Genomic DNA, 26,648 nt, shown 5'->3' with positions numbered 1-26,648 from the left:
CTCAATCGTCCCAATCATCATCCCAATTGTCTTCGTCCTCCCGCGGATAGCTGGGGATGACGCGGATAACCGTCCGCGGGCGCTGATAGCGCCAGTCATACTCCTCCGGCCGCTGCGGCTCGTAGGTGCGGTAGATTTGCCGGTAGTGGTGCTTGGGCTTCCAGTAATGGTGCTTCTTGTGCGAGCGCACGCAGTAGCCGTCATCGGTCAGGTACGCGCATGTCACATGCGCCTCTTGAACCAGGCTGCCCCTGTCCGGCACGGCGATTATCGGCGCAGCCCGCACCGCAGCCATCGGTGCCAGCATGGCGCCGGCAAGGGCAAGAACAAACAATTTCATGGACCTCTCCGTCGTTTCGAGTCGGGGCCGAAAGACCGTCGGATTCGGGACGATTTGCGGCGGCCGGCGATCACTTTTGTTTCCCGTCGCACATATGAGCGTTAGATCATGTTGCCACCGGCGCCCTGTGACCTGGGCACCGGACCGCTCGAAGCCCCGGCAACAGGCATGCGCTGCTCCCACGGAGTTCATAGGCCGTCGAGGCCGCTCGCACGCGGATGTTTCCAGGTCACGAATTGGAAACGGGACGCCGCCTTCCGCGCCATCCCCGTGAAACAGACGGGGCGCATTTGTCGGGCGCCCCGCCGCCGACATATCCGCCAGCTCAACGGAGGAAGTGCCAATGTCAGTGGTCGGATTGCTGCTCCATCTCAGCCGCGCCATCATCCATGCGCACAACAACGCCAAGGTCAGAAACCTGATGGATGCCACGCCGTCCGATGTCGGGAAAGACCCGCGTCGGCAAGCTTCGTCCGACACCACTGAAGACAAGTCGGGTGCCATCCGTCGCGGCGGGCGCTGAAGCAAGCGGGGCTCTCGCGTCGCCCGCCCGATCTCACCTGTTCACCTCGATACGGCCGTCGCTTTACGACTACGCTGGCGCGCATAGGCGACGCACGCGTCCACCGTGCTGACGCAGAGCGCATCGATGCTGTTCGGCAAATTGTTGTCGCCGGCATAGGTGACTTCCGCGACACGGCCGCCAACCATGCGAACCTGCGTGTTGCAATAGCCGCCGGGCGCGACGTTGACGGACCCCCCAACCGCGGGAATCGCGCCGACCGCCATCGTCGGCATCGCGATGCTGAGGTTGCCGCGCTGCACGGTGCGCTGATAGGTCCAGATCTGGCCGGAAGGTCCCGTGTCGGCCGTCGCGGTCGGAAAGCCGGCGCACATTCGGACATCGGCCTCGCTGAGGCCGACCATCTCCTTGCGGGCAGCGGCCGTGGTGGCGTCGACCTTGGCGATGCTCGACGTATCGTCGGGGATGACGCAGGACGACAAGATGGAGATGCCTGCCGCGACAAGGGCAAGTTTTCGAATGCGCAAAGATGTCATGCCGTTCGGTCGGAGTTGCGTGCCGCCCCAGCGCCTCTTGCCTACCTAGGCAAGCGGGCAAGGGCGTCAAGCCGGGGAAGTCCGCGAATTCCGGTCGAAGGCGAGAGCGCCTCGCGCTGCACCACCTCAGCCCACCCGGAAATAGCTCGTCATGCCGGTCTTCTGGTGCTCGATGATGTGGCAGTGCAGCAGCCAGTCGCCGGGATTGTCGGCGACGAAGCCGAGCTGAACTTTCTCATCCGGCTGGATGAGATAGGTGTCGGAGACGAGCGGCTGCACCTGGCGCGTCGAGGACGTCAGCACCTTGAAGCTCATGCCGTGCAAGTGGATCGGGTGCGAATGCGGCGTCAGGTTTTCCATGTCGATGATGTAGCTCTTGCCGAGCTTCAGCTCGGCCAGCGGCGCGGTCGGGTCGGGCGTGTCGCCCGGCCACGGCACCTTGTTGATGGCCCAGAAACTGTAGCCGAGCGAGCCGCAGATGCTGTCGGCCGAGACGTTTTCCGCCGTGGCGCTGAGCGCCAGCGGAATGCGCCTGGCGCTGCCAAGGTCCACCTCCGCCACCGGATTCGGCTCAAGCGGCGGCAGATCGCGCAGGTCGCGCTTGAGCGATTTGCCGACCGCGCGCAGCGTCGCCAGGATTTTCGGCTTGGTGCCGCGGACGTCGCGCAGGCTGACGATCGCGCCTTCTTCATCGGGCATGCGGATGGCAAGCTCCAGCCGCTGGCCGGGCCCGAGCTGCAAGGCATCGGGCGCAAAGCGTTGCAGCACCGGATTGCCGTCGAGCGCGATGACGGCCGCCGCTGCGCCGTCGACGCGGAAGGCGTAGATGCGCGTGACGTCGGTGATGGCGGCCCTGAGCCGCACCAGACCGCCGGCCGGCGCGTCATATTGCGGCTGGTCGAGCCAGTTGGCGGTGCGCACCGTGCCATAGGTGCCGGCCCTCGCCGCGTCGCGCGGCCGGAACGGGGCGATGAACTGGCCGTCGTCGCCGAGCCGCCAGTCGCGCAGATTGACCACCGCTTCGGCATCGAATTGCGGATCGCTGGGGTTCTCCACCACGATGACACCGGTCAGCCCGTGGCCCATCTGCTCGAGCGTGTTGCAGTGCGGGTGGTACCAGAAGGTGCCGGCGTCGGGCGGCGAAAACGCGTAGTCGAAATGGTCGCCCTGGTAGACATAGGGTTGCACCAGGAACGGCACGCCGTCCATCTTGTTCGGAACGCGGATGCCGTGCCAGTGGATCGTGGTCGGATCGTCGATGCCGTTGACCAGCCGCGCGGCGAACAGCTCGCCTTTGCGCATCCTGACAACCGGCGGCGGGCCTGCCTCGCCATAGGTGAGCACGTTCTTCGTCGGTGCGCCGTCCATCAGTTGCGCCTGAATGCCGGTGGTCTTCAGCACCACTGGATCGGGCACGGCTGCAAAGCCGGCCAGCCTGCCGATGGTCGAGGCACCGACGCCGGCGATACCGGCAGCGGCGGCGGTCTTTAGAAGAGTGCGGCGCGTGAATACCGTCATGTGCTTCTTCGGCGGGCGGCAGCCCACAGCACCTCTGATTAAAGCTGAACCGTCCAGCCGCCTATCACCATCCGTCTCGCAGGCCTAGTCCCGCAAGCTGAAGACGAATGGCGCCGTTCGTGTGACACGCGCTCCGAGCTCAGCCGGCGGCGCCGGCACCGACGCGCCCTGCAGCGCGCCGAGCGCCGCGCGGTCGAGATCCGCGTCACCCGACAAGCGCGCCAGCCGGGCCGAGACCACCCTGCCGGAGGCGTCCACCGTAAAGGTAACATTGGGGCTGCCTTCGGCCTTTCTCGACCGTGCCGCGCTCGGATAGCGCGTGTGGCGCCTGATCCACGCCGCCAGGCTGGAATTCCACCGCGACGGGCCGACGCTGGATCGCGGCGCCGCGTCGGAGGAATGCGGCGCTGCCGCCTTGGCGCCGGCCCTGGCTTCGATGCTGGCCGTCGTCACCGCCTTCGGCGGCGCCGACTTTTCCTTCTTCGGCCGCTGCTTCGGTTTCTCAACCGGCTTCTTCTCTGCCTTTGTCTTCGCCTCGACGGGTTTGGCTGCCTTGATTTCCGTCTCGACTGGCTTCGGCTGCGGCAGCGGGACGGGCACGTCAGGCGCGACCGTCTCGACCGGGTCGGGAACGGCCTCTTCCAGCGGCGGTTGCTCGCTCAGCGCCGCCACGGTCGGCGCCGCCGGTTCGGCCTTATCAACATCGGCGGGCTGTTCGGTAGCCGGTTCGGCTTCTTCCACGACCGGCTGCGGCGCCTGGTCGGTCGTCGGCTCCGCTTCGCTGACTGTCTTCTCGATCGCATCGCGCGGAGCCGGCGTGACCGCGTCGAGTGTCGTCACCTCTTCCGGCACCGCGGGCGCCAGCGGCGCCATTTCGATCGCCAGCGCCGGCGGCGAACCGCCGTCCGGCACCTCGGCGAAGCTGAGGTTCTGCACCGCATAGGCGACCGCGACATGCGCGGCGAGAATGACCGCCGCCGCGCCTGTCCACAGACCGGCTTCACGGACGCCGAAGCGTGGATGGGAGATTGCTGTTGCCGCGGCCGTCATTGGCTCGCGCTTCCGGCCGTCGCCGGCGCGGCGCCACCACTGGCGGCCGGAGCCCCGCCCGCCGGGGCCGCGCTTCCGGTGCCGGACGCCGTCTCCAGCCCGACCAGCGCAACCTTGAGATAGCCGGCGGCGCGCAACAGATTCATCACCTCCATCAGCTCGCCATAACCCACCGTCTTGTCGGCGCGCAGGAAGATGCGGGTCTGCTTGTCGCCCTTGGCCCTGGCGTCGAGCACCGCGGCAAGGGCCTGACGCGGCACGCCGTCATTGCCGATCGCCAGCGTGAGATCGCTCTTCAGCGTGAGGAAGAGCGGCGTCACCGGCCGCGGCGCCGGCGTCGCCGTCGAGCCCGGCAGGTCGACATTGACGTCGACCGTTGCCAAGGGCGCCGCAACCATGAAGATGATCAGAAGCACCAGGATGACGTCGATGAACGGGGTGACGTTGATCTCGTGGCTTTCCTCGAGATCGTCGCCGCCCGTTTCACGGATCCGCGCCGCCATAGCCGTTTACTCCGCCGCCATGGCCGTTGCCGGCGGCACCGCGCGGAAATCGAGGTCGCGGCTGACCAGCCGCTCGACGCCGGCGGAAGCATCGGCCAGGATCTGCCGGTAGCCGGCTATCGACCGCGCAAAGACGTTGTAGATGACGACTGCCGGAATGGCCGCCACCAGGCCCATCGCGGTGGCAAGCAGCGCCTCGGCGATGCCGGGCGCCACCACCGCCAGATTGGTGGTCTGCGCCTGCGAGATGCCGATGAAGGCGTTCATGATGCCCCAGACGGTGCCGAACAGGCCGACGAAGGGCGCCGTCGAGCCGATCGTGGCGAGCAGGCCGGTGCCGCGCGACATGCGCCGCGACGCAGCGGCCTCGATACGCGACAGCCTGGAGGTGACGCGCTCCTTCAGGCCGTCGCCCGAGGCATGGTCGAGCGCGCCGACTGAAAGCGCCCGCTCTTCCTCCGCCGCGCGCAGCAGCAGCGCGCCCGGACCGCCGCCATGGCCAAGCGCGCGGGCCGCCTGCATCAGCGTCGCGGCGTTGCCGATGGCGTTCGCCGCGCGGCGGGCTCTCAGCTTGCCGCCGAGGATCTCGAGCGACTTGGCGAGCCAGATCGTCCAGGTGACCAGCGAGGCGAAGGCAAGCCCGACCATGACCGCCTTCACCACGATGTCGGCGTTCATGAACATGCCCCAGGGCGACAGGTCATGCGGCAGCGTCAGGGCAATGGCGGAAGGCTCTTCACCTCCGGCGTTGCCCAGAGCCGGCTGAACGCGCGGTTCGGTCGGCGCGGCAGTGGCCGGCGTCTGCGCAGCCGGCGCCGGCGCTCCCGGCTGCTCCTGCGCCAGCGCGATACCAGCCGAGAGAATGGGGCCGGCCGAAAGGATGGCGGACATGGCCAGCACCGCAAAAAAACTGTTCCGGGACAAGACTCGTCCTCGCTTCATCATTGCACGTAACCGATGGGCTGGCCGGTGACGGGATGCCCAAGCACCCCCATCTCGACGCCGAAAATGTCTCTGAGAACCTCGCCTTGCATGATCTCGGCGGGGGTGCCGCGCCTTAAGAGCCGGCCCTCTTTCAGTGCGATCAGCTCGTCGCAATAGCGCGCCGCCATGTTGGGATCGTGCAGCACCACGACGACGCATAGGCTGCGCTTGCGGCTGAGGTCCCGGACCAGGCCAAGCACCTCGACCTGATGCGCGATGTCGAGCGCCGAGATCGGCTCGTCGAGCATCATGACGCCTGCATTCTGCGCCACCAGCATGGCGAGCCAGGCGCGCTGGCTCTCGCCGCCCGAAAGCTCGTCCACCAGCCGATCGGCGAAAGCGCTCATGTCGGTCAGCGCCAGCGCTTCCTCGACATGACTTCTGTCTTGCGGCCCGAAACGGCCGAGCGCGCCATGCCAGGGGTAACGCCCGAGCGCCGCGAGCTCCCGCACGGTGAGCCCGGTCGCTGCCGGGGTGGTCTGCGGCAGATAGGCCAGCGCCCGCGCCAGCTCGCGCGCGCCCCAGCCGGCCAAAGGGCGTTCGGCGAAGCGGATGTCGCCCGAGCTTGCCGGCTGCTGCCGCGCCAAAAGCTTGACCAGCGTCGACTTGCCGGAACCGTTGTGACCGATCAGTCCGTAGACCCGCGAGCGTTGAAGTTCGAACGAGACCGGCCCGAGCAGAGTGCGCTCGCCGACGGCAAAGCGCACCGCGTCGACATGAAAAGCTGTCTGGGTAGCTGCTGCGGTCAAGGTCCGTCTCCCAAGCGGCCGCTGCCTCGGGCTGTCGCCAGGCGGCCAACGCCGGTTGACTAGAAAACATGAGCTTACTAGTCAACTATAAAGGTGACTTTGGCGATCAACAAATAGCCATGCCGCTTCGATTGTCGGACCGGGCGCAATGAGGTCTGGACTGCGACGTCGTCGCCGGGCCACCATTCCGGTCGGCAAATCGAGGCAGCAGGCGATGATCAAGGCGATCCCATTCGACTTTCCCTATGACGGCCGGCTGGTGCCGCAAAACACCGCGCTGCTCGTCATCGACCTGCAGGAGGACTTCCTGTCGCCGACGGGCTATTTCGCCAGAAAGGGCTATGACCCCGCACCGCTGAGGGCGATCCTGCCCGCCGTGAACCGGCTGATCGCGGTTGCCCGCGCCGCCGGGCTCACCATCGTCCACACCAGGCAAGGCTACCGCGCCGACATGGCCGACATGACGCCTTACGAGAAATGGCGCCGCAAGCGGGCGGGGCTGGACGGCACCGACATCCTGCTGCGCTCCAGCCCGGGCTTCCAGATCGTCGCCGACATAGAGGTCAAGCCGCAGGACATCGTCGTTGACAAGACCTGCAATGGCGCCTTCACCTATACCGATCTGGAACTGGTGCTGCGGGCGCGGGACATAACGCACCTGCTCTTCACAGGCTGCACGACGGACGTCTGCGTGCACACCACGCTGCGCGAGGCCTGCGACCGCAATTTCCAGTGCCTGACGATCGCGGACGCCTGCGCCAGCGGCGACCGAAAGGCGCACGAGGCGGCGCTCCACATGGTGACCGTCGAGGACGGCGTCTTCGGCGCACTGGCGGACTCGGAGGCTGTTATCGCGGCCCTGTCGCGGCTTGCGGCGGGTACGGGTTGAAATGGGATCCCGCGACCGCAATGTCTGTCGATAAATTTTTTTTCACATGCATCGTTCCGTTCCCGGCATCGCCTTCGTCTTGACGGTTGTGACGCTGGCGGAAGCCAAGACGGCCTCCGCCACCAGGACAAACGGAGCCGAGCCATGTCGACGCAGTGACCTTGATCAACGTCTTTACCGCCAAGCCCGGCAAGCAGCAGGACCTCGCAACGGTGCTTGCCGAAGGGACTCGGAACTTCTTCAGCAAGCAGCCGGGCTCGTTGGCCTCGTCCGTGGTCGTCGGCGGCGACGGCAGCAAGGTGGTCAACGTCTCGCAATGGCGTTCGGCCGACGACATCGCCGCCTTCCGGAACGATCCCCGCTTCGCCGAGTATATGAAGGCGATCGTGGAGCTTGGAGCCGGCGAGAGCGTGATAGGGCATACGGCCTACGCTCACGAAGCCGGTGTGGAAAAGTAGGAGGCCGCGTGACCGGTTTGCAGGATCATCCCGCTACGACGACCGAAGTCAGGCTTCGCATTTTCGAGCGCGAAGCCGCAGGCTCAAGAGCTCGGTTGCACCGTTATTGCTCACGGATGGTGGGATCGGTCATCGATGGCGAGGACATCGTCCAGGAAGCTCTGGCCAAAGCTTTCGTGGCGATCAGGAATGGCGACATGCCCGACAAGACAGAGCCCTGGCTGTTCCGCATCGCGCATAATTCAGCCCTTGATTTCCTACGCAAGCGGAGCCGCGCCAAGGCGCATGAGAGCGACGTCGAGCCCGATACGATCGCCGATGAAGACTCTCCCATCGATGCGCGCATCGCCGCCGAGGCCAGCCTTGCCGGGCTGATGCAGTTGCCGCCGGCGCAAAGATGCGCCGTCGTTTTGAAGGACGTGCTGGGCCACAGCCTGGAAGAAATCGGAGAGATCCTCGAAACCACGGAAACTGCGATCAAGGGCGCGCTGCAGCGGGGCCGCGAAAGCCTTCGCAAACTGGCCGCCGTGCCCGCGGCGGCAACGCCGCGCCCGGCCCTCGACCAGCGCGACATGCGGCGCCTCGGCGACTATGTCGCGGCCTTCAACGCCCGCGATTTCGACGCCTTGCGAGGTCTGCTTGCCGATGACGTGAAGCTGGAACTGGTCAATCGGCTTCGCGCCGAGGGCAAGGAATATGTCGGCAATTATTTCGGCCGCTATGCCGACGAGACGCATTGGCATTTTGCCACCGGCCTCGTCGAAGGCCGGCCCGCGATCCTGGTCACCAGCCCGGATCGTCCGGACGCGCCGCCGCGCTACTTCATCCTCATCGATTGGGAGCATGGCCGGATCGCCGGCATCCGCGATTTCCTCTTCGCGGACTATGTCATGGACGGGCTGGAGTTCTCATCCCAACCTTCAGGGAGAGTCGACCCGTAGCCGCGATAGACGCGACCCGGAAATGTCGGAGGCCGGGCGCAGCCGGTCCGGCCTCCGACATTGCGGGCAGATCTGTTTCAGCCGGTGCGAACTTCGGTGAAACTGTGGGATGCAAACGTGCCGGGCTGCGGAATCTCAGCCTCGCGCCGCGCCAACGAATTGTTGACCAGTGTGATGATCTCGCGGCCGATCCGCGCGATCTCGCTCGGCCGGTCGATGCCGGTGATCATGAATTCCCCGATGCCCATGGCGGCATAGGGCAACAGCGAGAGCGCAAGCTGCGCCGGCGGCCCAGCGACCTCGAGCGCCCTGCGGTCGGAGGCGCCCGACCAGCCCTCGGAGCGAATGCGCACTGGAAGCGCGAAGCGCAGCTTGCCGGCACGGCCGTGCTCGGCGGCGGCGCTGCGCACACGCTGCATCAACCGCGCGACTTCGTCCGGCGAGCCTGCCGCCAGCTCGAAGACATCGGCGTGCCTGCCGGCGACCTTGAGCGCCGTGCCGGACTGGCCGCCGAGACGGATGGTGAGGTCGGCGCCATGTGGACCCTTGCGCGGCACATAGCCGCCTCTCACACTGTAGAAGGCGCCTTCGTGATCGAAGGGCTTGTCGTTCGACCACAGCCGCTTCAAGAGGACCAGATATTCGTCGATGCGCTGCCACACCACGCTGTGGCCGACAGGCCGCGCCTCGGCGTCGCTGTCCAAGAGCGGCTCGCTCAGCATCCTGAGCGACAGGCGGCCGCCGCTTTTGCGGTCGAGCGTCGCAAGCTGCCTGGCCGCCACGGTCGGCTCGATCACGCCGGCCCAGTGCGTGAGCACGACTTCCAGCGACGCCGTGCGGTCGAGCGTCTGGGCGGCGATGTCCATGTTGGTGAGCAGGCCGGCCGGATCGTCGACGACCAGCTTGCGGAAACCCGCGTCCTCGATCAGCGACAGCTTGGTCGCGGTCTCGGCGAAATCGTAGAAGAAGCCGCCATTGGCAGGCTTACCGGGAACATGCGTGAACTCGATCGGCATTGCCATCGCCTCCATCACGTTGGTCGCCCCGCTTCGAAACCCTCGAATTGAAATTCATGCGCAGGCGCGCGACGGCGCGCCGGCACGCGGCCGGTTTCAACTCCAATCACTCAACCCGGTTTTTGTCTTGCGGGACCTTGTCCCGATCCGATCAGGGGATGATCCCGAGCACCACCGCGCCGGTGAACACGAAGGCCAGCGCGAAAACGAGATAGGCGAAGGTGCCGCCATAGGCGGGCCTCCAGCCTTGATCGGCGGTCAGCCTCTGGCCCTTGCGCTGAGCATTCTGCATGTAGGTCATGGTCCAGCCTCCGTCTCGGCCATTAATCTATAAAGTTAGTAGACTTTGTCGATTGCTATTTTCTCGGCGTTTTTGGAACGAGATTCTCAAAGTCCGGCTGTTGGTGGTTTTTCTTGCTATGCTGGAGAAGAGATTCCGGTCGTCAAAAATTGCGACACCAACTTGTGCTGAGCTGCGATCGCCCGGTCGAAGCGGCCTTTCGAAGCCGAAAGCGCTTTATTCGAGAAGCTTGGCCATTCGGAGCCTCAAGGATAGCATCGGCTCCGAGCGAACGAAAACGCTCGGAACAAGACGGAGAAAGACATGGGTGGAAGGCTGGCGGACAAGGTCGTCATCATCTCGGGCGGCGCGACGGGCATGGGCGGAGCGGCTTCCGAGCTGTTTGCCGCCGAAGGCGCAAAGGTTGCGATCATCGACCGCAACGGCGAGGCGGCCGGCAAGACCGCCGCGGCGATCCGGGCGCGCGGCCACGTCGCGGAGCATTTCGTCGCCGATGTTTCGGACGAGGCGCAGGTCGAAGCGGCGGCGAAGGCGGCGGCGGAAAAATTCGGGCCGGTGACCGTGCTGTTCAACCACGCCGGCACCATCGTCATCAAACCGTTCCTGGAGACGACGCTCAAGGAATGGGACTGGCTGCACGCCGTCAACGTGCGCTCGATGTTCCTGATGACGCGCGCCGTGCTGCCCGGCATGATCGCCGCCGGCGGCGGCTCGATCGTCTGCACCTCGTCGATCTCGGCGGTGGCGGCGACGCCGAACGAAGTGCTCTACGACACCACCAAGGGCGCCTGCCACATGTTCGCGCGCGCCATCGCGGTCGAATTCCGCGACCGCAACATCCGCTGCAATGCCGTCTGCCCCGGCTTCATCCGCACGCCGCACGGGCTGCGCGAAGTGGCCGATCTCGGCAAGCTCGGCATCGACGTCTCGGATGCGACCATGGCCGCGCAGCAGGGCCGCATCGGCGAGCCGGAGGAGGTGGCGAAGGCCGCACTGTTCCTGGTCAGCGACGAATCGAGCTTCGTCAACGGTGCGCAGCTGTTCGTGGATAATGGCTTCACCGCGATGTGAGGCCTTCCTCACCGCTACGAAGGCCCACGAAGGCGCGGAGAGAAAACCAAGCCTGGTTACCGCTCCTCCCGTCGGAACGGCTTCAGCAGCGCCGACGGTGCCACCGCGTTGCGCGACATGAAGGCCATGGCAACGATGGTGAAGATGAAAGGCAGCATCAGGAACGCTTCGTAAGGGATGTGCCCGAGCCCGCTGGCCTGCATCCTGAGCTGAAGCGCGTCGACAAAGGCGAACAGCAGCGCCGCCCCCGCCGACCGCCACGGATCCCAGCGGCCGAACACGACCAGCGCGATCGCCACCCAGCCGCGACCCGACACGACACCGAAGGTGAAGGCGTTGAACTGCGCCATGGCGAGGAACGCGCCGGCAAGCCCCATCAGCGCGCCGCCGAGGATCACCGCCTGGAAGCGGGTGGCGATCACGCTGACGCCGGCGGAATCCGCGGCGCGCGGGTTCTCGCCGACCATGCGCACCGAGAGCCCCCATGGCGTGCGGTAGAGCACGAAGGCGGCGAGCGGGACCGCGATGATCGCCAGATAGACCAGCGTGAACTGGTTGAACACCGCCGGCCCCACGATCGGGATATCGGAGAGCAACGCGACCGGCGCGGGCTGAAACCCCTTGATGCTCGGCGGCACCGACTGCTGGCCGAAGATCAGCCGGTAGAGGAAGTAGGCGAGGCCGGATGACAACAGCGTCACGCCGATGCCGCAGACATGCTGGCTCAGGCCCAATGCCACCGTGAACAGCGCATGCACCGCGCCCATCAGCGCGCCAACCAGCACGGCCACCAGCACTCCCAGCCACAGGCTTCCGCTAAGGCTCGCGGCGGTGAAGCCGGCCATGGCCGACAACAGCATGATGCCTTCGATGCCGAGATTGAGCACGCCGGCGCGCTCGGAAAACATTTCGCCGAGCGTGGCGAAGGCGAGCGGCGTGGCGATGCGGATGATGGCGGCGAGGAAGCCGACCTGAAAAATCTGCTCGAACACCGCGCTCATGCGGATGCTCCCACGCGGCGGATGCGGTAGGCGGTGAAGAGCAGCGCCACCAGCATGGCAAGCAGCGCCGTGCCCTGGATGACGTCGCTCAGGAAAGCCGGCACGCCGGTCGCGCGCGACATCGCCTCGGCGCCGGTCATGACCGCGGCAAGGAAGATCGCCGCCGGCACCACGCCGAGCGGGTTGAGCCGGGCGAGCATGGCGACGACGATGCCGGAATAGCCGTAGCCGGGCGAGATGTCGCTCATCACCTGGAAGTGCACCCCGCCGACCTCGCCGACACCGGCGAGCCCAGCCAGCGCGCCGGAAAGCAGTGCGGTGGACAGCAGAACGCGCTTCACATTGATGCCGCCATAGCGCGCGGCTTCCGGATTCTCGCCGGTGACGCGGATCCGGAAGCCGAGCGTTGTGCGCGCGATCAGGAACCAGCAAAGCGGCGCCGCGATCAGCGCCACGATGACGCCGAGATGCAGCCGCGTGCCTTCGAGCAGCACCGGGAAATTGGCCGAATCCTCGATCGGCGGCGAGATGGGATAGCCGCTGAAGCTATCCTTCCACGGCCCTTCGATCAGCGCCATCAGCGCGTAATAGATGACCGAGTTGAGGAGCAGCGAGCTCACCACGTCGTCGACCTTGAACTTCACGCGCAGCGTCGCCGGCACCAGCGCCACGATCGCGCCGGCCGCCGCACCCGCCAGCGCCATCAGCAGCATCGCGAGGTATCCGGGCATCGGGATCGCGCCGACGGCGCAGCCCGCGACCGCGCCGGCCAGCAACTGGCCCTCGGCGCCGATGTTCCAGAATTTTGCGCGGAAGGCGATTGCCACAGCCAGGCCGGTGAAGATCATCGGCGCGGCGCGCACCAGCGTCTCGGTGATGGCGTAGCTGTCGCCGAGCGAGGCCGACAGCATCACGCCATAGGCCTCGAGCACGCCGGCGCCGGCCACCGCGATAAGGCCGCTGCACAACACCAGCGTGACGGCAATCGCGATGAGCGGCAGCGCAAGATTGAACCAGGCGGGCGTCGAGCTGCGGGCTTCGAGGCGAAACATCAGGCATGCCCCTCCGCGCCGGTCATCATCAGGCCGAGCCTCGCGACGGTGGCCTCGCTGCCGACCAGCGTGCCGGCGATGCGGCCCTCATACATCACCGCGATGCGGTCGCAGAGCATCAGCAGTTCCTCGAGATCCTCGCCGATGACGATGATGCCGCAGCCCTTCGCGCGCATGGCCAGGAACTTTTCGTGGATGAAACGAGCAGCGCCGATGTCGAGGCCGCGGGTCGGCTGCGAGACGATCAGCACTTTCGGGTCGAAGGCGAGCTCGCGCGCCAAAAGCGCCTTCTGCAGATTGCCGCCGGACAGCGCGCCGGCGCGCACCATCGGCCCGGGGCAGCGTATGTCGTAGGCCTTGATCTGCGCCTCGGTGAAGGCGCGGATCGCGGCGGGATCGAGCAGTCCCTTGCGGCTGAAGGCTTCGGTGCCGATGCGCGGCAACACCATGGAGTCGGCCAGCGGCAGGTTGGTGACCAGCCCGGTCGTCATCCGGTCCTCCGGGATGCGGCCGAGCCCGAGCGCCTGCAGCTCGCGCGGCGAGTATTGCGCGACCGTTTTGCCGGCTATCGTCATCGTGCCGGCCTTGGGCGGCAGCATGCCGGAGATCACATCGGCGAGCGCGCGTTGACCGTTGCCCGAAACGCCGGCGATGCCCAGGATCTCGCCGGCGCGGACGAAAAGCGAGACGTCGCGCAGCGGCGTGCCGGCATGGCCGGAAGTGGAAATGCCGTCGAGCGTCAGCACCGAAGCGCCGGGCGTCGAAGCCTCCCTGGTCGGCGGCACGATTTCGTGGCCGCACATCAGCTTCGCCATCTCGGCCGACGTGGTGCTTGCCGGATGGTCGACACGGCCGGCGACCTTGCCGTGCCTGAGTACCACGCAGCGATGCGTGAGCGCCCTGACTTCGTTCAGCTTGTGCGAGATGAAGATGATGCCGAGCCCCTGGCCCGCCATCGAGCGCAACGCGGCGAACAGGCCGTCGACCTCGCTCGGTGCCAGCACCGCCGTCGGCTCGTCGAGGATCAACAGCTTCGCGCCGCGGAACAGCGCCTTGATGATTTCCAGCCGCTGCTGCTCGCCGACCGACAGCGCCGAGACCGGCAGGTCGGGATCGAGGCTCAAGCCATGCCGGCTGCCGATCTCCTTCAGCCGCGCCAGCCCGCCGGCACGGTCGATGCGGCCGGATTTGCCGGCAATGCCGATCAAAAGGTTTTCCAGCACCGTCAGCCGCGGCGCCAGATGGAAATGCTGGTGCACCATGCCGATGCCGGCGGCCAAGGCATCGGCCGAATCGCGGATGGCGACCGGCCTGCCCTCGACCAGGATCTCGCCGGCATCCGGCGCATAGGCGCCGAACAGCACGTTCATCAGCGTTGTCTTGCCGGCGCCGTTCTCGCCGAGCAGGCCGAGTATCTCGCCGGGCGCGACGCTGAGATCGACCGCCTCGTTCGCCCTGACGGCGCCGAAGCTCTTGGTGATGCCGCGCATTTCGATGAGTGGGGCGGACAAGGGCGAATCCTGGCGAGAATGGCGCGATTCTTTACCCTCCCCCTTGTGGGGAGGGTCGGCTCACGATCGCGGCGAAGCGGAGATTGTGAGACGGGGCGGGGGTGCGGCGCCGAACGCCCCCACCCCGCTCCGCTTCGCGGATCGACCCTCCCCACAAGGGGGAGGTAAAGATCAATCCGAAACCGGCGTGTTCTCGTCGACGTCGACGCGGAAATTGCCTTCCAGAATCTCGGCCTTCTTCTTCTCGACCAGATCCTTGACCTCGGCCGGCAGCGTCTTGTCGAACTTGTGGTAGGGCGCCAGATACGAGCCGCCCTTGCCCATGCGCGAGAAGTCGCCATAGTCCTGCGCGGTGAAGACGCCGGCCTTGACCAGCTTGATCGCCTGCTCGACCGTCGGATACATGTTCCAGACCGGGCCGGTGATGACCGTGTCCGGGCCGAGGCTCGACTGGTCGGACATGTTGGAGATGGCGTAGATCTTCTTTTCCACCGCCGCCTCGATGACGCCGAAGCGCTCGGCATAGATGACGTCGACGCCGGCATCGATCTGCGCCACCGCCGCTTCCTTGGCCTTCGGCGGATCGAAGAAGGAGCCGATGAAGGCGACCTTCCTTTTGATGTTCGGATTGACCTCCTTGGCGCCGGCAAAGAAGGCGTTGACCAGCCGGTTCACCTCCGGAATGCCCATCGCCGCGACAGCGCCCACGGTGCCCGACTTGGACATCTTGCCGGCGATCAGCCCGGAGAGGTAGGCCGGCTCATGGATCCAGTTGTCGAAGACGCCGAAATTGGGTTCGGCCGGGCCGGCGCCGGAGCCGAACAGCCAGGCCGTCTTCGGGAACTGCTTGGCGGTCTTTCGGGATTCGCGCTCGGCGGCGAAGGCGTCGCCCAGCACCAGCTGGTAGCCGCCCTGGGCATATTCGCGCATGACACGGCTGAAGTCGGCGGTCTGCACCTTTTCCGACCATTTGTATTCGATGCCGAGTTCCTTCTCGGCCTTTTGCAGGGCGACATGGATCTGGTTGTCCCACGGCTCCTCGATCGGCGTGGCGAAGATCGCCGCCACCTTCAGCTTCTTGTCCTTGGCGAAAGCCGCGCCGGGCAACACGGCTGCCGCGAGGCCGAGCGCGCCAAGTTCCAGCACGTTGCGCCGCGACAGGCCGGCACGCTGCATTTTGCTATGATCGTCTTTCATGGAAGTGCCCCTCTGGTTGACAGCCGTGTCGAGCCGGCCGTTCTCAGGAATGTCAGACGCTGGACTATGGAACGGTGTCTGAGTTTTGTCCACATGGTCAAATTTGATGGCGAGCATATAGGGCGATCCTCTTCTTCGTCATTCTATGGCGGAGCAAGGAGCGAAGCGACGCGCGCAGACCATAGAATCCATGCCGTGACGTCCGAAAACGGCGACGGTGCAGAACGATAGACGGCTGTGCCATCGCTTGTTCTGGACCGTTGGATTCTTCGTTTGATGGAACGGCATGGATTCCAGGGTCTGCGCTTCGCTTCGCCCTGGAATGACGAAGTTACCGGGCACCGCCAATAACTTCCCAACCCCCCGTCTCGGCAAACCTTCTCAAGACCGGCGCCGGCTCGAAAATCGCCCTGCCGGTCCGCCCATGCCAATGCTCCAGCCGCTCGAGGATCCGGGTCGCCCCCTCGAGCCCGGCCCAGAACATCGGCCCGCCCTTGCCGACGGGAAAGCCGTAGCCGTTGACCCAGACGACGTCGATGTCGGAAGCGCGCGCCGCGATGCCTTCCTCCAGGATTTTCGCGCCCTCGTTGACCAGGGGATAGAGCATGCGCTCGATGATTTCGTCAGCGCCGATTTCGCGCTGCGCGATCCCCTGTTCCGCCGCTTTGGCCCGGATCAACTCCGCAACCTCAACGTCCGCAACGGGTTCCCGTGAGCCGCCCTCGTAGCGATACCAGCCGCGCCCTGTCTTCTGGCCGAAACGCCCCTCTTCGCACAGCGTGTCGGCAATGACCGCCGTCAGCCCGCGCGCCTTGCGGTTGCGCCAGCTGATATCGAGCCCAGCGAGATCGCCCATCTGAAACGGCCCCATCGGCCAGCCGAAATCGGTGAAGACCTTGTCGACTTGGGCAGGTGTGGCACCTTCCAACAGCAGCGCCTCATTCTCCGCACCCCGTGCGGAAAGCATGCGGTTGCCGACGAAACCGTGGCAGACTCCGACGACGACCGCCACCTTGCCGATGCGCCGCGCCAGATCGGCAACCGTCGCCAGCGCATCGGGCGCGGTCTTTTCGGCGCGCACGATCTCCAGGAGCTTCATGACGTTTGCCGGCGAGAAGAAATGCATGCCGAGCACGTCCTGCGGTCGCGCGGTCGCGCCGGCGATCTCGTCGACGTCGAGATAGGAGGTGTTGGTGGCAAGGATGGCGCCGGGCCTGGCCACGGCGTCCAGCCTGCCGAACACTTCTTTCTTGGCCGCCATGTCCTCGAACACGGCCTCGATGATCAGGTCGCAATCGGCAAGGTCGGCATAGTCGGTGCTGCCCTTGAACAGGCCGAGCCGCTGCCGTTTCGCCTCCTCCGTCAGCGAGCCGCGGCTGACCGAGACGGCATAGTTCTTGTCGATCATCGCCAGCCCGCGCTGCAGCGCTTCCGCGTTCGTCTCCAGCAAGGTCACCGGGAAGCCGCCATTGGCGAAGGCCATGGCGATGCCGCCGCCCATCGTGCCGGCTCCGATGATGCCGACGCGTTCTATCTTCCGCCGCTGCAGGTCCTTGCCCGGCACCTTCGCGGCCTCGCGCTCGGCGAAGAACAGATGCCGCTGCGCCCGCGACTGGTCGCCGGATACGAGCTTTGCGAAGGCCTGGCGCTCGGCAGCCAGCGCTTCATCGAAAGGCAAGGTGATCGCGTTGCGCACGGCCTCGGCGCAGGCAAGCGGCGCTTCCAGCCCGCGCGCCTTTCGGGCGAGGCCGGCCGCCTGGGCGTCGAACGCGGCGAGATCTGTTTCGAGAAGCCGGTCGTTGCGATCGCGGACAGCGATGAACGGTCCACCCCGATCAGCCATTTCGTCAGCGAAACGAACGGCCTCCGCCAACAGATCGCCGTCAAAAACCGCATCGACAAGGCCCGCCGCCTTGGCTTCGTAGGCCGAAATCGGCGCTCCTGAAACAATCATGCCGAGCGCCTTCGCGGCGCCGACCAGACGCGGCAGGCGCACCGTGCCGCCGCCGCCGGGCAGCAGGCCGAGCTTCACTTCCGGCAGTCCGAGCCTGGCGCCGGCATCGGCGACGCGGAAATGGCAGCCGAGCGCCAGCTCCAGCCCGCCGCCGAGCGCCGTGCCATGGATGGCCGCGACCGTCGGCTTGGCGATGGTTTCGAGCAAAGCGACGATGGCGCGCAGTTCCGGCTGCTCGACCGGCTTGCCGAACTCGGTGATGTCGGCGCCGGCGACAAAGGTGCGCCCGGCGCAGGCGATGACGATGGCTCTGGCGGCTAGGTCGTCACGCAGCGTGGCGAGCGCCTCGTAAAGCGGCTTGCGGACGTGAAAACTCAGCGCATTGACCGGCGGATTGTCGATGGTGACCACCGCCATACCGCTCTCGATTGCGACGCTGACAGAACTGGACAAGCGGGACCTCCCGAGACCGGCTGCGACCGGGAGGGTTTACTCGGCTGCGTCGCGAATGGGAACCCGATCCGGCGCTGGCACAATGATTGTCGGCGAAGGTGGGGCGGCGGTGCGCTGGAACGACTTTCCGGCCCAAATGCGCAAAAACGGAAACGCTGTCCCGCCGGCCTCTCGCAGCCCTGCGCCGCTACGACTAGCGCACGGCCTTTTCCCCACCCGCCGCGGTGATCACCCCGACGATGATCAGCCCGGTCAGCACCAGCCGCACGCCGGCGCTGACGCCGAAGGTGTTGAGCATGGTAAGGAGCAGCACGAGGAACAGGCCGGCGCCCCAGACGCCGGGCACATTGGCCTTGCCGCCGGCGACCGAGGTGCCGCCTATGACGACGACCGCGATCGAGGCGAGCAGATATTCGTTGCCGATATCGACATTGGCGCCGCGGAAATAGCCGGCGAGCAGCGCGCCGTCGATGCCGCCCAGCGCCCCGCACAGCGTGTAGGTGAGGAAGCGGACGCGGCCGACATTGACGCCGGCGAGCCAGGCGGCGCGGATGTTCTGGCCGATCGCCAGCACCGAGCGGCCATAGATCATGCGCTGCAACGCCAAGGCTGCACCGATCGTGAAGACAACCGTCAGCATCGCCAGCACCGGGATGCCGAGAACCTGCCAGTTGGTGAAATCGGCGAAGCCCGGCGGCGGCTTGATCTGCAGGCCGCGGCCATAGCTGATGTCGACCGACTGGATGATGAAGCTTGCCGACAGCGTCGCGATGATCGGCGGGATGCGCAGCGCCCAGATCAGCAGGTAGTTGATGGCGCCGATGGCCGCGCCGCAGGCGAGCGCGGCGAGCAGCCCGACGACGATCATGGAATCGCTGCCGCCCATCACCTTCATCGCCACGGCGCTGGCGAGCCCTATGTTGGCCGGCAGCGACAGGTCGACGTTGCCGGGCCCCAGCGTGATGACGAACATCTGGCCGACGCCGACGATGACGGTGAAGACTGCCAGCGAGAGCGCCGCCGTGACCATGCCGCCGGCACCGTAGCCGCCGGTGAAGGCAACCGTCGCCGCCCACACCACGAGCGCGCCGACGAAGGACCAGATCCAGGGTTTCTCGAGCAGCATCCGCACGGAGGTCATTTTCACCGCTCCCTGCGGCTGATCAGCACCCGCGCCGCCAGCACGATGATCAGGATCGCGCCGTTGGCGGCCACCTGCCAGTCGGGCGGGATGTGCATGAAGGTCAAGAGCGGCGAGGCGGCCAACGCCAGCGTCAGCGCGCCGATGACCGCGCCGACCGGCGACACCCGGCCGCCGACGAACTCGCCGCCGCCGAGGATGACGCCGGCGATCGACAGCAGCGTATAGCCGTTGCCTATATTGGCGTCGGCTGAGGTGGTGATGCCGATCAGCGCCATGCCGGAGAGCACGCCGAAAAGGCCGGTCAGCGCGAACAGCACGATCTTGGTTCGGAGCAGCGACCAGCCGGCGCGCCTGAGCGCCGCGGCGTTGCCGCCGGAGCCGCGCAGGATCACGCCGTAGGAGGTGCGCATCAGGCCGAAATGCACGACCGCGGCGATGAGCAGCGCGGCAAGGATCGGGAACGGAATGTAGGGCGGCTTGAAGGACATCAGCGCCAAGAGCCAGTCCGGCGCCTTGCCGCCGGGTTTGGGCAGGATGAGGATGGCCAGCCCCTGCCAGACGAAGCTCATGCCGAGCGTCACCACGATCGAGGGCAGGTTGCGCAGATGGATCAGCGCGCCGAGCAGCGCGTAGACGCCGATCGCGCCGAAAAGGACGACAATGCCGATGAGCGGCGCGTCGCGCAGCCAGGTGGCGGTGACGCAGCCGACGAAGCCGACGAAGGTGCCGATCGACAGGTCGAGCTCGTTGCCGGCGATGACGAACATCTGCGCGATCGTCGCCAGCGCGATCGGGATCGCCAGGTTGAGCATCAGGTTGAAGCCGAAATAGCTGATGGCGCGCGGGTTGAGCCAGGCAATGGCGAACAGCACCAGCGCCAGTGACAGCGCCGGCAAAAGACCGCGCAGCATGCGCGCCCGGGCCGCACTGCCGCGCGGCGAGGATTTCGGAAGCGTGCCGGGAGCGATCGCCGTCATCTCAGGCCGCATCGCCGAACGAGGACTGGATGATCTTCTCCTCCGTCAGCTCGTCACGGCCGAGATTGGCCACGATCCGGCCGTTCTTGAAGACATAGACATGGTCGCAATTGTCGAGCTCCTCGGTCTCGGTGGTGTACCAGAGGAAGGTGCGCCCCTTGGCGGCCTCCTCGCGAACGAGGTCGTAGACTTCGAGCTTGGTGCCGATGTCGACGCCGCGCATCGGATCGTCCATCAGCACGATCTCGGCGTCGGAGCCGAGTGCGCGGGCAAACAGCGCCTTCTGCTGGTTGCCGCCCGACAGCGAGAAAATGTTGTTGTTGATGTCCGGTGTGCGGATGCCGATCTTCTTCTTCCAGAAATCCGCGAGCTCCGCCTCGCGCTGCGGCGAGATCAAAAAACCGTTGCGCAGGCGGGTAAGCGAGCGGATGCCGATGTTCTGCGCGATCGACCATTGCGCGAAGATGCCGTCCGCCTGGCGGTCGCCGGCGACCAGCGCCACCGGCGCGGTCACCTCGACGCCCGCCTTGGCGCGCGAAGCCGCCGAGAAGATCGCAAGCAAGAGATCGGTCTGGCCGTGGCCGGCGAGTCCGGCAAGGCCGATGATCTCGCCGGCGCGGGCGATGAGCTCCTTGCCGTCCTGCTGCCGCGCCGGGGCCGCGCGCACCCTGAGCGGACCGACCTCCACCTTGCGGCTCTCGGCGGCGGCCTTGCTATGGCCCTCGGCGCCGCCCATGGCGGCAACCAGCTTGTCGCGGTCGAACGCATTCGCGGCATCCGCCGCGACCACCTTGCCGTCGCGCATCACCACGATGCGGTCGGCATTCTGCAGCACTTCGCCCAGCACATGCGAGATCAGGATGCAGCTGCCGCCGCCCTCGACGAAGCGGCGCACGAAGGCGAGCAGCTGGCCCGCCGTATGCGCGTCGAGCGACGAGGTCGGCTCGTCGAGGATGACCAGGTGCAGCGGCTTGCTTGTCAGCGTGAAGGCGCGCGCCACCTCGACCATTTGCCGCCTGCCGATGGACAGGTCGCCGGCGATGTCGTCCGCCGAGATGCCGTGGCCGGGAAAGATCTCGTCGAGCTTGGCCTGGATCAGATCGGCGGCCTTGCGCCGCCAGCGGAAACCGGCGAGCGAGGGGTGGTTGATGCGCGTGTTTTCGGCGACGCTGAGGTTTGGGCAGAGCGACAGCTCCTGGAAGACGCAGCGTATGCCGAGCTCGAGCGCGCGCGCCACGGAATAGCCGGCTTCCTGATTGCCGCGCACGGCGATCTGCCCGCCATCGGGCCGCAGCGTGCCCGCCACCATATGCATCAGCGTCGACTTGCCGGCGCCGTTGTGGCCGACCAGCCCGACGCATTCGCCGGCGCCGACATGGAAGTCGACCCCGTTGAGAGCCCTGACGGCGCCGAAATGTTTTTCGGCGCCGTCCAGCCTGACGATGTCGGTGTTTGCCTTGAGCATGCTCAACGATACCCGGTTGGCGACGCTGACGGCAATGCGCTCACCGTTACTACTTGATGTTGGCCTTTATGGCCGCGACGGCGTCTTCCTGCGTGTATTCATGCGTGGCGACGCCTCCTTCCTTGATCTTCGGCAGCGCGGCCTCGAAATCGTCCTGGGTGAAGGCGAGATAGGGCACCAGGAGATCGTGCGGAATATCCTTGCGGCCGTCGAGCACCTGTTGCGCCACCCAGAAGGCGAGCGTCGACACGCCGGGCGCGATCGAAGCCGACCAGGTCGTGTAGCCGTCCTTCTCCTTCTGCTCCTTCCACCACTTCAATTCGTCCTGGCGGTTGCCCATGATGATGGTCGGGCGCGGCTTGCCGGCGGCGGCGAAGGCTTGCGCTGCGCCATAGCCGTCGCCGCCCTGGTCGACGATGCCGACGACGTCGGGCAGCGACGGCAGGATGGTCGCAACCGCCTTCTGCGCCGTGGTCTGGTCCCAGTCGCCGGTCACCGAGCCGACGATCTTGAACTCGGGATGAGCGGCGACGCCTTCGAGGATGCCGGCATGGATGGCGTCGTCGATCGAGGTGCCGGCCAGCCCGCGGATCTCGAGCAGGTTGCCGCCCTTCGGCTGGAACTTGGCCATCTGCTCGACTTCCTGCTTGCCCATGTCCTTGAAGTCGACGACGACGCGGTAGGCGCAAGGCTCGGTGACGGTGCCGTCGAAGGAGACGACGACGATGCCGGCATCGCAGGCCTGCTTGATGGCGCCGTTCAACGCATCCGGCGAGGCGGCGTTGATGACGATCGCGTCATAGCCCTGCAGGATCAGGTTCTGCACCTGGGCGGCCTGGGTCGGCACTTCCTTGTCGGCGGTGGTGAAGACGTCCGCCGCCGCCACCACCTTGTCGTCGACCGCCTTCTTGGTGACGATGCCATAGCTGTCGAGCATCGCCTGGCGCCAGGAATTGCCGGCGTAATTGTTGGAGAAGGCGATCTTCTTGCCGCTCGTGTCGGCAAGCGCCGTGCCCGAGGCGAGCATGGCTGCAAGGGCGCTCAAGACCAGTAGTTTCTTCATGTCACTATCCTCCCAGATGTGTTGACTGCTGCACTTCCATCGGCCCCGCGGCCGACTTCATTCCAATCCGATCCGAGCGCTCAATTCGATCCGAGCGCTCACGCTCAAAACAGCCTCAGCCCCGGCACGCGCACCCTCAGCCGGTAGAGCGAGGTCGATGCGGCGATGTAGAGGCTCCTCAGATCGTCGTCGCCGAAGGTGAAGTTGGCGCAATCTTCCGGTGTCGCGATGACGCCGAGAAGATCGCCCGAGGCATCGAACACATGGATGCCGCCCGGGCCGGTGCAATAGAGGTTTCCCCGGCTGTCGATCTTCATCCCGTCGGGCGCCCCGGGCCCCTCGCCTTCCGTCACCGCCCAAACCGCGCCGCCGTTGAGATCGCCGTTCGCTTCAACGCCGAACACCCTGATGTGGCCGCGCTCGGTGTCGTTGACGAACAGCCTCGATTCGTCGAGCGAGAAGCAGAGCCCGTTGGGCTGCGTGAAATCGTCGGCGACGAGCGTCAGCCGCGCGCCGTCGCCATCGATGCGGTAGACGCCCTGGAACGACAGCTCCTGCGGCCTCGGCACGCCGTAGAATTCCGCCCGGCCGTAGGTCGGATCGGTGAAATAGATCGAGCCGCCGGTGGCGACGACGATGTCGTTCGGGCTGTTGAGCTGCGCGCCCTGGTAGTGGGTGGCGAGGACCGTCGTCGCGCCATTCGGCTCGGCGCGCGTCACTCGGCTGGTCGCGTGCTCGCAGGTCACGAGCCGGCCCTGCCGGTCGAGCGTGTTGCCGTTGGCCATCTGGCTGGGATTGCGAAGCAGCCCGATCTCGCCCGAGGTGCTGCGCCGGTACATGCGGCTTTGCGGAATGTCGGAAAAGACCAGCCATTTCTCGTAAGGATGCCACACCGGTCCCTCGATGAAGCCGTAGCCGGTAGCAAGCCGCTCCATCGCCGCATTGCCGACGACGTCGCCGAAGCCGGAACGACGGGCGTGCGCCGGGATCGACATTACGGGCCCTTCGGTTCCCGCACCGGCTTGCCGGCGACGAACCAGTCGCTGCCCGGCACATCCTCGATTACCACCCAGATCTTGTCCATGGGCAATTCGGCGACCTCGCTGATCGCCTCGGTGACGCGGCGCGAGATCTCGTTCTTGCGCTTTTGCGAATGGCCCTCGAGTATCCGTATGCTGACGAACGGCATGGGCACCTCCCGCTATTTTTTTCTTTTTGTAGGACAAAAAAGCGTAACCAGGATGCAGGCCGGGCGATACGGGTCTAAGCGCATCGCCGACTGTGGTTTTGCACAGTCGGCAGCTGTAAGCAGGAGAAAAGTGATGGCGGAGCGTCCCGTCGAGCGGATCGTGCGGATTGCGGAACTGGAGATCGATCCGGGCCAGATCGAAAGCTTCAGGACCTTGCTCGCCGAAGAGATCGAGGCCTCGGTGCAGAACGAGCCCGGCGTGCTGTTTCTTCATGCGGTCTCGGTCAAGGATGCGCCTCAAATGGTACGCGTGATCGAATGCTATGCCGATCAGTTCGCCTACCAAGCCCACCTGACCACACCACACTTTCTCAAGTACAAATCGCGGACCGCTAGTATGGTCAGGTCGCTGAGGCTGATCGAAACCGAGCCGATCGCTCTGAGGGCGAAGAGCAATCACAATTCAGACTGAGCGGGGCCTACTGATCCTGCGGCGGCGTCGCCTGAGCGAGCCAGGCGTCGAGCTGCTCCTGCTCGCGCCGCAGCGCGTCGATGTTGATCAGCCCGCGCGCCATGGCGAGATAGATGGCGCGGGTGCGCGAATTGAAGACCGACGCTTCGCCGGCGCCGTCTTCCGGCGGCACGATGCCCAGCTTGTCGTAGACATGCTTGATGCGGCTTTGCGCGCCGCGGATCGACAAGCCGCGCCGCGCCGCGATCGCCCGGTCGGTCAGGCCGAGCGCAATGTCGATCAGGCTCTCATATTCGCCGTCGGTGATGCCCTCGAATCGGTCCTGGACGCGGTGCTGGATGCCGCGGATCTCGCGGTCGATGATGCAGTGCCCCTCGCGGAACACGCCGCGCAGCGCCGAACGCATGCCTTCTTCGGTCGCCGACTTCAGCACATAGCCATAGACCGAGCCCGGCGGCACGATGCGCGCCACGCCCCGCACATAGGCCTCGTCGGCGAAATTCGACCAGAACAGGATATGCGTGCCGGCGCGCCGGCTCCAGATGGCGCGGGCCACCTCGATGCCGGTCGCCTTGGGCAGCTGCAGGTCGAGCACGACATGCGGCGGCTGCCGCTCGGCGGCGAGGCTGATGGCGTCCTCGCCGTCGCCTGCTTCGATCACCTCGACGTCGCCCGGCCACAGTTGCTCGACGGTGCGCCGCGCGAAGGTGCGGTGCAGCCCGTCATTTTCCGCGATCATCACCAGCATCAGATAGCCTCCGCCACGGATTGGCCTGCCAGCGCCACGGTTCGTGTCGAGCCCTTGCCCATCGTCGGCTCGCGGTCGATCTCGATGACGACCCGCGTGCCGCCCTTGCGGCCGGCCGGCTCGAAACGCAGACGCGCCCCGACAAGCGCCGCTCGCGTATGCATGTGGCCGATGCCGCCCTGAGCGGCGGGGTCGACCGTGCCGCAGCCATGGCCGTCATCGCAGACGGTCACGCTGAACGTGCCCGGCGTGGAGGCGAGCTGCACCTCGATGCGGCTCGGCCCGGCATGGCGCACCGCGTTGTTGATCGCTTCCTGCACGATCCGGTAGAGCGCCGTGCGCAACGTTTCCGACAGGCTGTCGGCGCTGCCGTCGCTGGCGTCGGCGATGCGCACCGCGATCGGCGGCTTGGCCCTGGCGACGCTGCGGTTGAGATGCGCCTCGACTGCGTCGCGCAGGCCGAACAGTTCCAATACGCTCGGCCGCATGTCGTCGACGATGTGGCGCAGTTCCGCCAGGCAGCCCGCCACTTCCTGCTCGAGATCGGCGAGCTGGGCCGTCCGCGCCACGCCCCGGCTGCGGAAGGCCGAGACCTGGCGCGCGATGCGGGCGAGGTCGGCGAGCGTCTGGTCGTGCAGGTCCATGGCCATGCGGCGGCGCTCGCGCTCCATGCCTTCGGTCAATTGCGAGGCGCCGACCCTCAGCAGTTCGGCGCGGTTGCGCGCCTCGCTCTCGGCGAGCATGGCGCGGCGCGCCTCCTCGGTCTGGATCAGCGCGAAGATGTAAGGGCCGATCAGGTCGGCGCATTGCTGGGCGATCTCGACGTCTTCCTGGGTGTAGCAGCCGGCTTCGTGCCGGCTGATGTTGAGCGCGCCGATGACGCTGCCGCGGGCCCTGAGCGGCACGATGATGCGGCTGCGCAGCTTGGCGGCGAAGATCGGCCCGTCGAAGGCTCCCTCGAAGTGGAAGCGGTCGTCGATCAGCGCATTGCCGGATAGGAGATAAGGCGTCTCGCCCCGCAGGACGCGACGGATCGGGCTGCCGTCGACCGGGTGCTGCGCCAGATCGCTCCAGCTGGTGTGGAAGCCGGCCTCGTAGCAGGCATGCATGCGTCCATCGAGCGACAGCACCGCCAGGTCGATATGGTCGTGCGGGATGAGCGTGCCGATTTCGATCGCCGTCGCCCGGAACGCCGAGCCCGGATCGATATGCCCGGCCAGGGCCCGCGAGATCGCGAGCAGCCGGTCGATCAGCTGGGGAGATACCTCCGACATGTTTCCTCCCTGGATGATGCCGCGGAAAAACGCGCCATGCCGGGCCTCGTGGCGCAGCCTCCAATGCTTTTCCGCAGTCCTCCCTGGTTGCGAAATAGTGAGCGCTTGACGGTGCGCCTGTCAACGAGGGCTCACGTTGCGGCAGGGCGATCAACTTCAGGTGCGAAGATTGAAAACCCGCCGGCTCCTGGTCTAAGCATGTCTCCCGAAAGCGGGAACCGGTTCGGGACAAAGACATGCGTAAGATCAAAAACCTAAAGCGAACCTGA

28 protein-coding genes are annotated in these 26,648 nt (G+C 66.2%); 6 read left to right on the top strand and 22 right to left on the bottom strand.

Annotation, left to right across the window (positions count from 1 at the left end):
• Position 1: 1 nt before the first annotated feature.
• A complete protein-coding gene (locus tag EJ067_RS18045) occupies positions 2 to 340 on the bottom strand; it encodes a hypothetical protein (RefSeq protein WP_126086963.1) in 339 nt (112 codons plus the stop codon).
• Positions 341 to 683: 343 nt separating this feature from the next.
• Between EJ067_RS18045 and EJ067_RS18040 the strand changes: the two genes are divergently transcribed.
• Positions 684 to 863 carry a hypothetical protein gene (locus EJ067_RS18040; protein ID WP_126086962.1) on the top strand — a complete coding sequence of 60 codons (180 nt, stop codon included), beginning with the start codon at positions 684 to 686 and terminating at the stop codon, positions 861 to 863.
• A gap of 41 nt (positions 864 to 904) precedes the next feature.
• Here EJ067_RS18040 and EJ067_RS18035 read toward each other — a convergent pair whose 3' ends face one another.
• The 6 genes from EJ067_RS18035 to EJ067_RS18010 all read right to left on the bottom strand — a co-directional run bounded on the left by EJ067_RS18035 (position 905) and on the right by EJ067_RS18010 (position 6,203).
• Complete coding sequence (locus EJ067_RS18035) at positions 905 to 1,399, bottom strand: hypothetical protein (RefSeq protein ID WP_126086961.1); 495 nt, start codon at positions 1,397 to 1,399, stop codon at positions 905 to 907.
• A 126-nt stretch (positions 1,400 to 1,525) separates the two neighbouring features.
• Positions 1,526 to 2,917: a multicopper oxidase family protein gene (locus tag EJ067_RS18030; RefSeq protein ID WP_126086960.1), complete on the bottom strand. Its 1,392-nt coding sequence runs from the start codon at positions 2,915 to 2,917 to the stop codon at positions 1,526 to 1,528.
• An 84-nt stretch (positions 2,918 to 3,001) separates the two neighbouring features.
• A complete protein-coding gene (locus tag EJ067_RS18025) occupies positions 3,002 to 3,967 on the bottom strand; it encodes an energy transducer TonB (RefSeq protein WP_126086959.1) in 966 nt (321 codons plus the stop codon).
• Positions 3,964 to 4,470 carry a TonB system transport protein ExbD gene (gene exbD / locus EJ067_RS18020; RefSeq protein ID WP_126086958.1) on the bottom strand — a complete coding sequence of 169 codons (507 nt, stop codon included), beginning with the start codon at positions 4,468 to 4,470 and terminating at the stop codon, positions 3,964 to 3,966. Before exbD ends, EJ067_RS18025 begins: the two co-directional genes overlap by 4 nt.
• A 6-nt stretch (positions 4,471 to 4,476) precedes the next feature.
• Positions 4,477 to 5,361 (bottom strand): tonB-system energizer ExbB, encoded by an 885-nt coding sequence (exbB, locus tag EJ067_RS18015; RefSeq protein WP_245467984.1) that lies wholly within the window; start codon positions 5,359 to 5,361, stop codon positions 4,477 to 4,479.
• 50 nt (positions 5,362 to 5,411) lie between these two features.
• The gene (locus EJ067_RS18010) at positions 5,412 to 6,203 is read right to left on the bottom strand and encodes an ATP-binding cassette domain-containing protein (protein ID WP_126086957.1); all 792 of its coding nucleotides are present in this window, start codon (positions 6,201 to 6,203) and stop codon (positions 5,412 to 5,414) included.
• Positions 6,204 to 6,417: 214 nt separating this feature from the next.
• Here EJ067_RS18010 and EJ067_RS18005 point away from each other — a divergent pair, with 214 nt between their 5' ends.
• The 3 genes from EJ067_RS18005 (at position 6,418) to EJ067_RS17995 (ending at position 8,491) form a co-directional block, all read left to right on the top strand.
• Positions 6,418 to 7,092 (top strand): isochorismatase family cysteine hydrolase, encoded by a 675-nt coding sequence (locus EJ067_RS18005; RefSeq protein ID WP_126089661.1) that lies wholly within the window; start codon positions 6,418 to 6,420, stop codon positions 7,090 to 7,092.
• A gap of 155 nt (positions 7,093 to 7,247) precedes the next feature.
• Positions 7,248 to 7,550, top strand: a complete 303-nt coding sequence (locus EJ067_RS35360) for an antibiotic biosynthesis monooxygenase (RefSeq protein WP_126086956.1) — start codon at positions 7,248 to 7,250, stop codon at positions 7,548 to 7,550.
• Positions 7,551 to 7,558: 8 nt separating this feature from the next.
• Positions 7,559 to 8,491: a sigma-70 family RNA polymerase sigma factor gene (locus tag EJ067_RS17995; protein WP_245467983.1), complete on the top strand. Its 933-nt coding sequence runs from the start codon at positions 7,559 to 7,561 to the stop codon at positions 8,489 to 8,491.
• A 77-nt stretch (positions 8,492 to 8,568) separates the two neighbouring features.
• Here the strand turns inward: EJ067_RS17995 and EJ067_RS17990 are convergent, their stop codons facing one another.
• Both EJ067_RS17990 and EJ067_RS17985 read right to left on the bottom strand, forming a co-directional pair.
• Positions 8,569 to 9,507 (bottom strand): LLM class flavin-dependent oxidoreductase, encoded by a 939-nt coding sequence (locus EJ067_RS17990; RefSeq protein WP_126086954.1) that lies wholly within the window; start codon positions 9,505 to 9,507, stop codon positions 8,569 to 8,571.
• 151 nt (positions 9,508 to 9,658) lie between these two features.
• Entirely contained in the window at positions 9,659 to 9,808 is a 150-nt protein-coding gene (locus EJ067_RS17985) for a hypothetical protein (RefSeq protein ID WP_126086953.1), read from the bottom strand.
• A gap of 303 nt (positions 9,809 to 10,111) precedes the next feature.
• On the opposite strand from EJ067_RS17985, the gene EJ067_RS17980 reads away from it, so the two are divergent.
• Positions 10,112 to 10,879 (top strand): SDR family oxidoreductase, encoded by a 768-nt coding sequence (locus EJ067_RS17980; protein ID WP_126086952.1) that lies wholly within the window; start codon positions 10,112 to 10,114, stop codon positions 10,877 to 10,879.
• A gap of 56 nt (positions 10,880 to 10,935) precedes the next feature.
• Here the strand turns inward: EJ067_RS17980 and EJ067_RS17975 are convergent, their stop codons facing one another.
• The 11 genes from EJ067_RS17975 to EJ067_RS17925 all read right to left on the bottom strand — a co-directional run bounded on the left by EJ067_RS17975 (position 10,936) and on the right by EJ067_RS17925 (position 23,885).
• Positions 10,936 to 11,880: an ABC transporter permease gene (locus EJ067_RS17975; RefSeq protein ID WP_126086951.1), complete on the bottom strand. Its 945-nt coding sequence runs from the start codon at positions 11,878 to 11,880 to the stop codon at positions 10,936 to 10,938.
• Positions 11,877 to 12,932, bottom strand: coding sequence for an ABC transporter permease (locus EJ067_RS17970; protein WP_126086950.1), 1,056 nt, complete (start codon positions 12,930 to 12,932; stop codon positions 11,877 to 11,879). The genes EJ067_RS17975 and EJ067_RS17970 overlap by 4 nt, the downstream gene beginning before the upstream one ends.
• A complete protein-coding gene (locus tag EJ067_RS17965; RefSeq protein WP_126086949.1) occupies positions 12,932 to 14,443 on the bottom strand; it encodes an ABC transporter ATP-binding protein in 1,512 nt (503 codons plus the stop codon). The genes EJ067_RS17970 and EJ067_RS17965 overlap by 1 nt, the downstream gene beginning before the upstream one ends.
• Positions 14,444 to 14,614: 171 nt before the next feature.
• A complete protein-coding gene (locus tag EJ067_RS17960) occupies positions 14,615 to 15,640 on the bottom strand; it encodes a BMP family protein (protein WP_126086948.1) in 1,026 nt (341 codons plus the stop codon).
• A gap of 331 nt (positions 15,641 to 15,971) precedes the next feature.
• On the bottom strand, positions 15,972 to 18,047 hold the full coding sequence (locus tag EJ067_RS17955) for a 3-hydroxyacyl-CoA dehydrogenase NAD-binding domain-containing protein (RefSeq protein WP_126086947.1): 2,076 nt from the start codon (positions 18,045 to 18,047) through the stop codon (positions 15,972 to 15,974).
• Positions 18,048 to 18,240: 193 nt separating this feature from the next.
• Positions 18,241 to 19,188, bottom strand: coding sequence for an ABC transporter permease (locus tag EJ067_RS17950; protein ID WP_126086946.1), 948 nt, complete (start codon positions 19,186 to 19,188; stop codon positions 18,241 to 18,243).
• Between the two features lie 2 nt (positions 19,189 to 19,190).
• Positions 19,191 to 20,168, bottom strand: coding sequence for an ABC transporter permease (locus tag EJ067_RS17945; RefSeq protein ID WP_189510031.1), 978 nt, complete (start codon positions 20,166 to 20,168; stop codon positions 19,191 to 19,193).
• A 1-nt stretch (position 20,169) separates the two neighbouring features.
• Positions 20,170 to 21,633, bottom strand: coding sequence for a sugar ABC transporter ATP-binding protein (locus tag EJ067_RS17940; protein ID WP_126086944.1), 1,464 nt, complete (start codon positions 21,631 to 21,633; stop codon positions 20,170 to 20,172).
• A gap of 49 nt (positions 21,634 to 21,682) precedes the next feature.
• Positions 21,683 to 22,696, bottom strand: a complete 1,014-nt coding sequence (locus tag EJ067_RS17935; protein WP_126086943.1) for an ABC transporter substrate-binding protein — start codon at positions 22,694 to 22,696, stop codon at positions 21,683 to 21,685.
• A gap of 104 nt (positions 22,697 to 22,800) precedes the next feature.
• The gene (locus EJ067_RS17930; RefSeq protein WP_126086942.1) at positions 22,801 to 23,691 is read right to left on the bottom strand and encodes an SMP-30/gluconolactonase/LRE family protein; all 891 of its coding nucleotides are present in this window, start codon (positions 23,689 to 23,691) and stop codon (positions 22,801 to 22,803) included.
• Positions 23,691 to 23,885, bottom strand: a complete 195-nt coding sequence (locus tag EJ067_RS17925; protein WP_126086941.1) for a 4-oxalocrotonate tautomerase family protein — start codon at positions 23,883 to 23,885, stop codon at positions 23,691 to 23,693. The genes EJ067_RS17930 and EJ067_RS17925 overlap by 1 nt, the downstream gene beginning before the upstream one ends.
• Before the next feature lie 133 nt (positions 23,886 to 24,018).
• On the opposite strand from EJ067_RS17925, the gene EJ067_RS17920 reads away from it, so the two are divergent.
• Positions 24,019 to 24,357 (top strand): putative quinol monooxygenase, encoded by a 339-nt coding sequence (locus EJ067_RS17920; protein WP_126089660.1) that lies wholly within the window; start codon positions 24,019 to 24,021, stop codon positions 24,355 to 24,357.
• Between the two features lie 7 nt (positions 24,358 to 24,364).
• Here EJ067_RS17920 and EJ067_RS17915 read toward each other — a convergent pair whose 3' ends face one another.
• Positions 24,365 to 25,105 (bottom strand): response regulator transcription factor, encoded by a 741-nt coding sequence (locus EJ067_RS17915; protein WP_126086940.1) that lies wholly within the window; start codon positions 25,103 to 25,105, stop codon positions 24,365 to 24,367.
• Positions 25,105 to 26,379 (bottom strand): histidine kinase, encoded by a 1,275-nt coding sequence (locus EJ067_RS17910; RefSeq protein ID WP_126086939.1) that lies wholly within the window; start codon positions 26,377 to 26,379, stop codon positions 25,105 to 25,107. The genes EJ067_RS17915 and EJ067_RS17910 overlap by 1 nt, the downstream gene beginning before the upstream one ends.
• Positions 26,380 to 26,648: the final 269 nt, after the last annotated feature.

The organism is Mesorhizobium sp. M1D.F.Ca.ET.043.01.1.1 (assembly GCF_003952385.1).
Lineage (GTDB): Bacteria > Pseudomonadota > Alphaproteobacteria > Rhizobiales > Rhizobiaceae > Mesorhizobium.
This window is presented reverse-complemented; position numbering and strand designations above follow the sequence as displayed.

What these genes read in the sequence shown, in the direction of transcription:
- EJ067_RS17940 (WP_126086944.1), bottom strand. Translation starts at nt 21,633, where the DNA reads ATGCTCAAGGCAAACACCGACATCGTCAGGCTGGACGGCGCCGAAAAA.
- EJ067_RS18035 (WP_126086961.1), bottom strand. Translation starts at nt 1,399, where the DNA reads ATGACATCTTTGCGCATTCGAAAACTTGCCCTTGTCGCGGCAGGCATC.
- exbB (WP_245467984.1), bottom strand. Translation starts at nt 5,361, where the DNA reads ATGTCCGCCATCCTTTCGGCCGGCCCCATTCTCTCGGCTGGTATCGCG.
- EJ067_RS18025 (WP_126086959.1), bottom strand. Translation starts at nt 3,967, where the DNA reads ATGACGGCCGCGGCAACAGCAATCTCCCATCCACGCTTCGGCGTCCGT.
- EJ067_RS17960 (WP_126086948.1), bottom strand. Translation starts at nt 15,640, where the DNA reads ATGAAAGACGATCATAGCAAAATGCAGCGTGCCGGCCTGTCGCGGCGC.
- EJ067_RS17950 (WP_126086946.1), bottom strand. Translation starts at nt 19,188, where the DNA reads ATGACCTCCGTGCGGATGCTGCTCGAGAAACCCTGGATCTGGTCCTTC.
- EJ067_RS17980 (WP_126086952.1), top strand. Translation starts at nt 10,112, where the DNA reads ATGGGTGGAAGGCTGGCGGACAAGGTCGTCATCATCTCGGGCGGCGCG.
- EJ067_RS18040 (WP_126086962.1), top strand. Translation starts at nt 684, where the DNA reads ATGTCAGTGGTCGGATTGCTGCTCCATCTCAGCCGCGCCATCATCCAT.
- EJ067_RS17990 (WP_126086954.1), bottom strand. Translation starts at nt 9,507, where the DNA reads ATGCCGATCGAGTTCACGCATGTTCCCGGTAAGCCTGCCAATGGCGGC.
- EJ067_RS17910 (WP_126086939.1), bottom strand. Translation starts at nt 26,379, where the DNA reads ATGTCGGAGGTATCTCCCCAGCTGATCGACCGGCTGCTCGCGATCTCG.
- EJ067_RS17930 (WP_126086942.1), bottom strand. Translation starts at nt 23,691, where the DNA reads ATGTCGATCCCGGCGCACGCCCGTCGTTCCGGCTTCGGCGACGTCGTC.
- EJ067_RS18030 (WP_126086960.1), bottom strand. Translation starts at nt 2,917, where the DNA reads ATGACGGTATTCACGCGCCGCACTCTTCTAAAGACCGCCGCCGCTGCC.
- EJ067_RS18005 (WP_126089661.1), top strand. Translation starts at nt 6,418, where the DNA reads ATGATCAAGGCGATCCCATTCGACTTTCCCTATGACGGCCGGCTGGTG.
- EJ067_RS17985 (WP_126086953.1), bottom strand. Translation starts at nt 9,808, where the DNA reads ATGACCTACATGCAGAATGCTCAGCGCAAGGGCCAGAGGCTGACCGCC.
- EJ067_RS17945 (WP_189510031.1), bottom strand. Translation starts at nt 20,168, where the DNA reads ATGACGGCGATCGCTCCCGGCACGCTTCCGAAATCCTCGCCGCGCGGC.
- EJ067_RS17920 (WP_126089660.1), top strand. Translation starts at nt 24,019, where the DNA reads ATGGCGGAGCGTCCCGTCGAGCGGATCGTGCGGATTGCGGAACTGGAG.
- EJ067_RS17925 (WP_126086941.1), bottom strand. Translation starts at nt 23,885, where the DNA reads ATGCCGTTCGTCAGCATACGGATACTCGAGGGCCATTCGCAAAAGCGC.
- EJ067_RS17935 (WP_126086943.1), bottom strand. Translation starts at nt 22,696, where the DNA reads ATGAAGAAACTACTGGTCTTGAGCGCCCTTGCAGCCATGCTCGCCTCG.
- EJ067_RS17970 (WP_126086950.1), bottom strand. Translation starts at nt 12,932, where the DNA reads ATGTTTCGCCTCGAAGCCCGCAGCTCGACGCCCGCCTGGTTCAATCTT.
- EJ067_RS17975 (WP_126086951.1), bottom strand. Translation starts at nt 11,880, where the DNA reads ATGAGCGCGGTGTTCGAGCAGATTTTTCAGGTCGGCTTCCTCGCCGCC.
- EJ067_RS18045 (WP_126086963.1), bottom strand. Translation starts at nt 340, where the DNA reads ATGAAATTGTTTGTTCTTGCCCTTGCCGGCGCCATGCTGGCACCGATG.
- exbD (WP_126086958.1), bottom strand. Translation starts at nt 4,470, where the DNA reads ATGGCGGCGCGGATCCGTGAAACGGGCGGCGACGATCTCGAGGAAAGC.
- EJ067_RS17915 (WP_126086940.1), bottom strand. Translation starts at nt 25,105, where the DNA reads ATGCTGGTGATGATCGCGGAAAATGACGGGCTGCACCGCACCTTCGCG.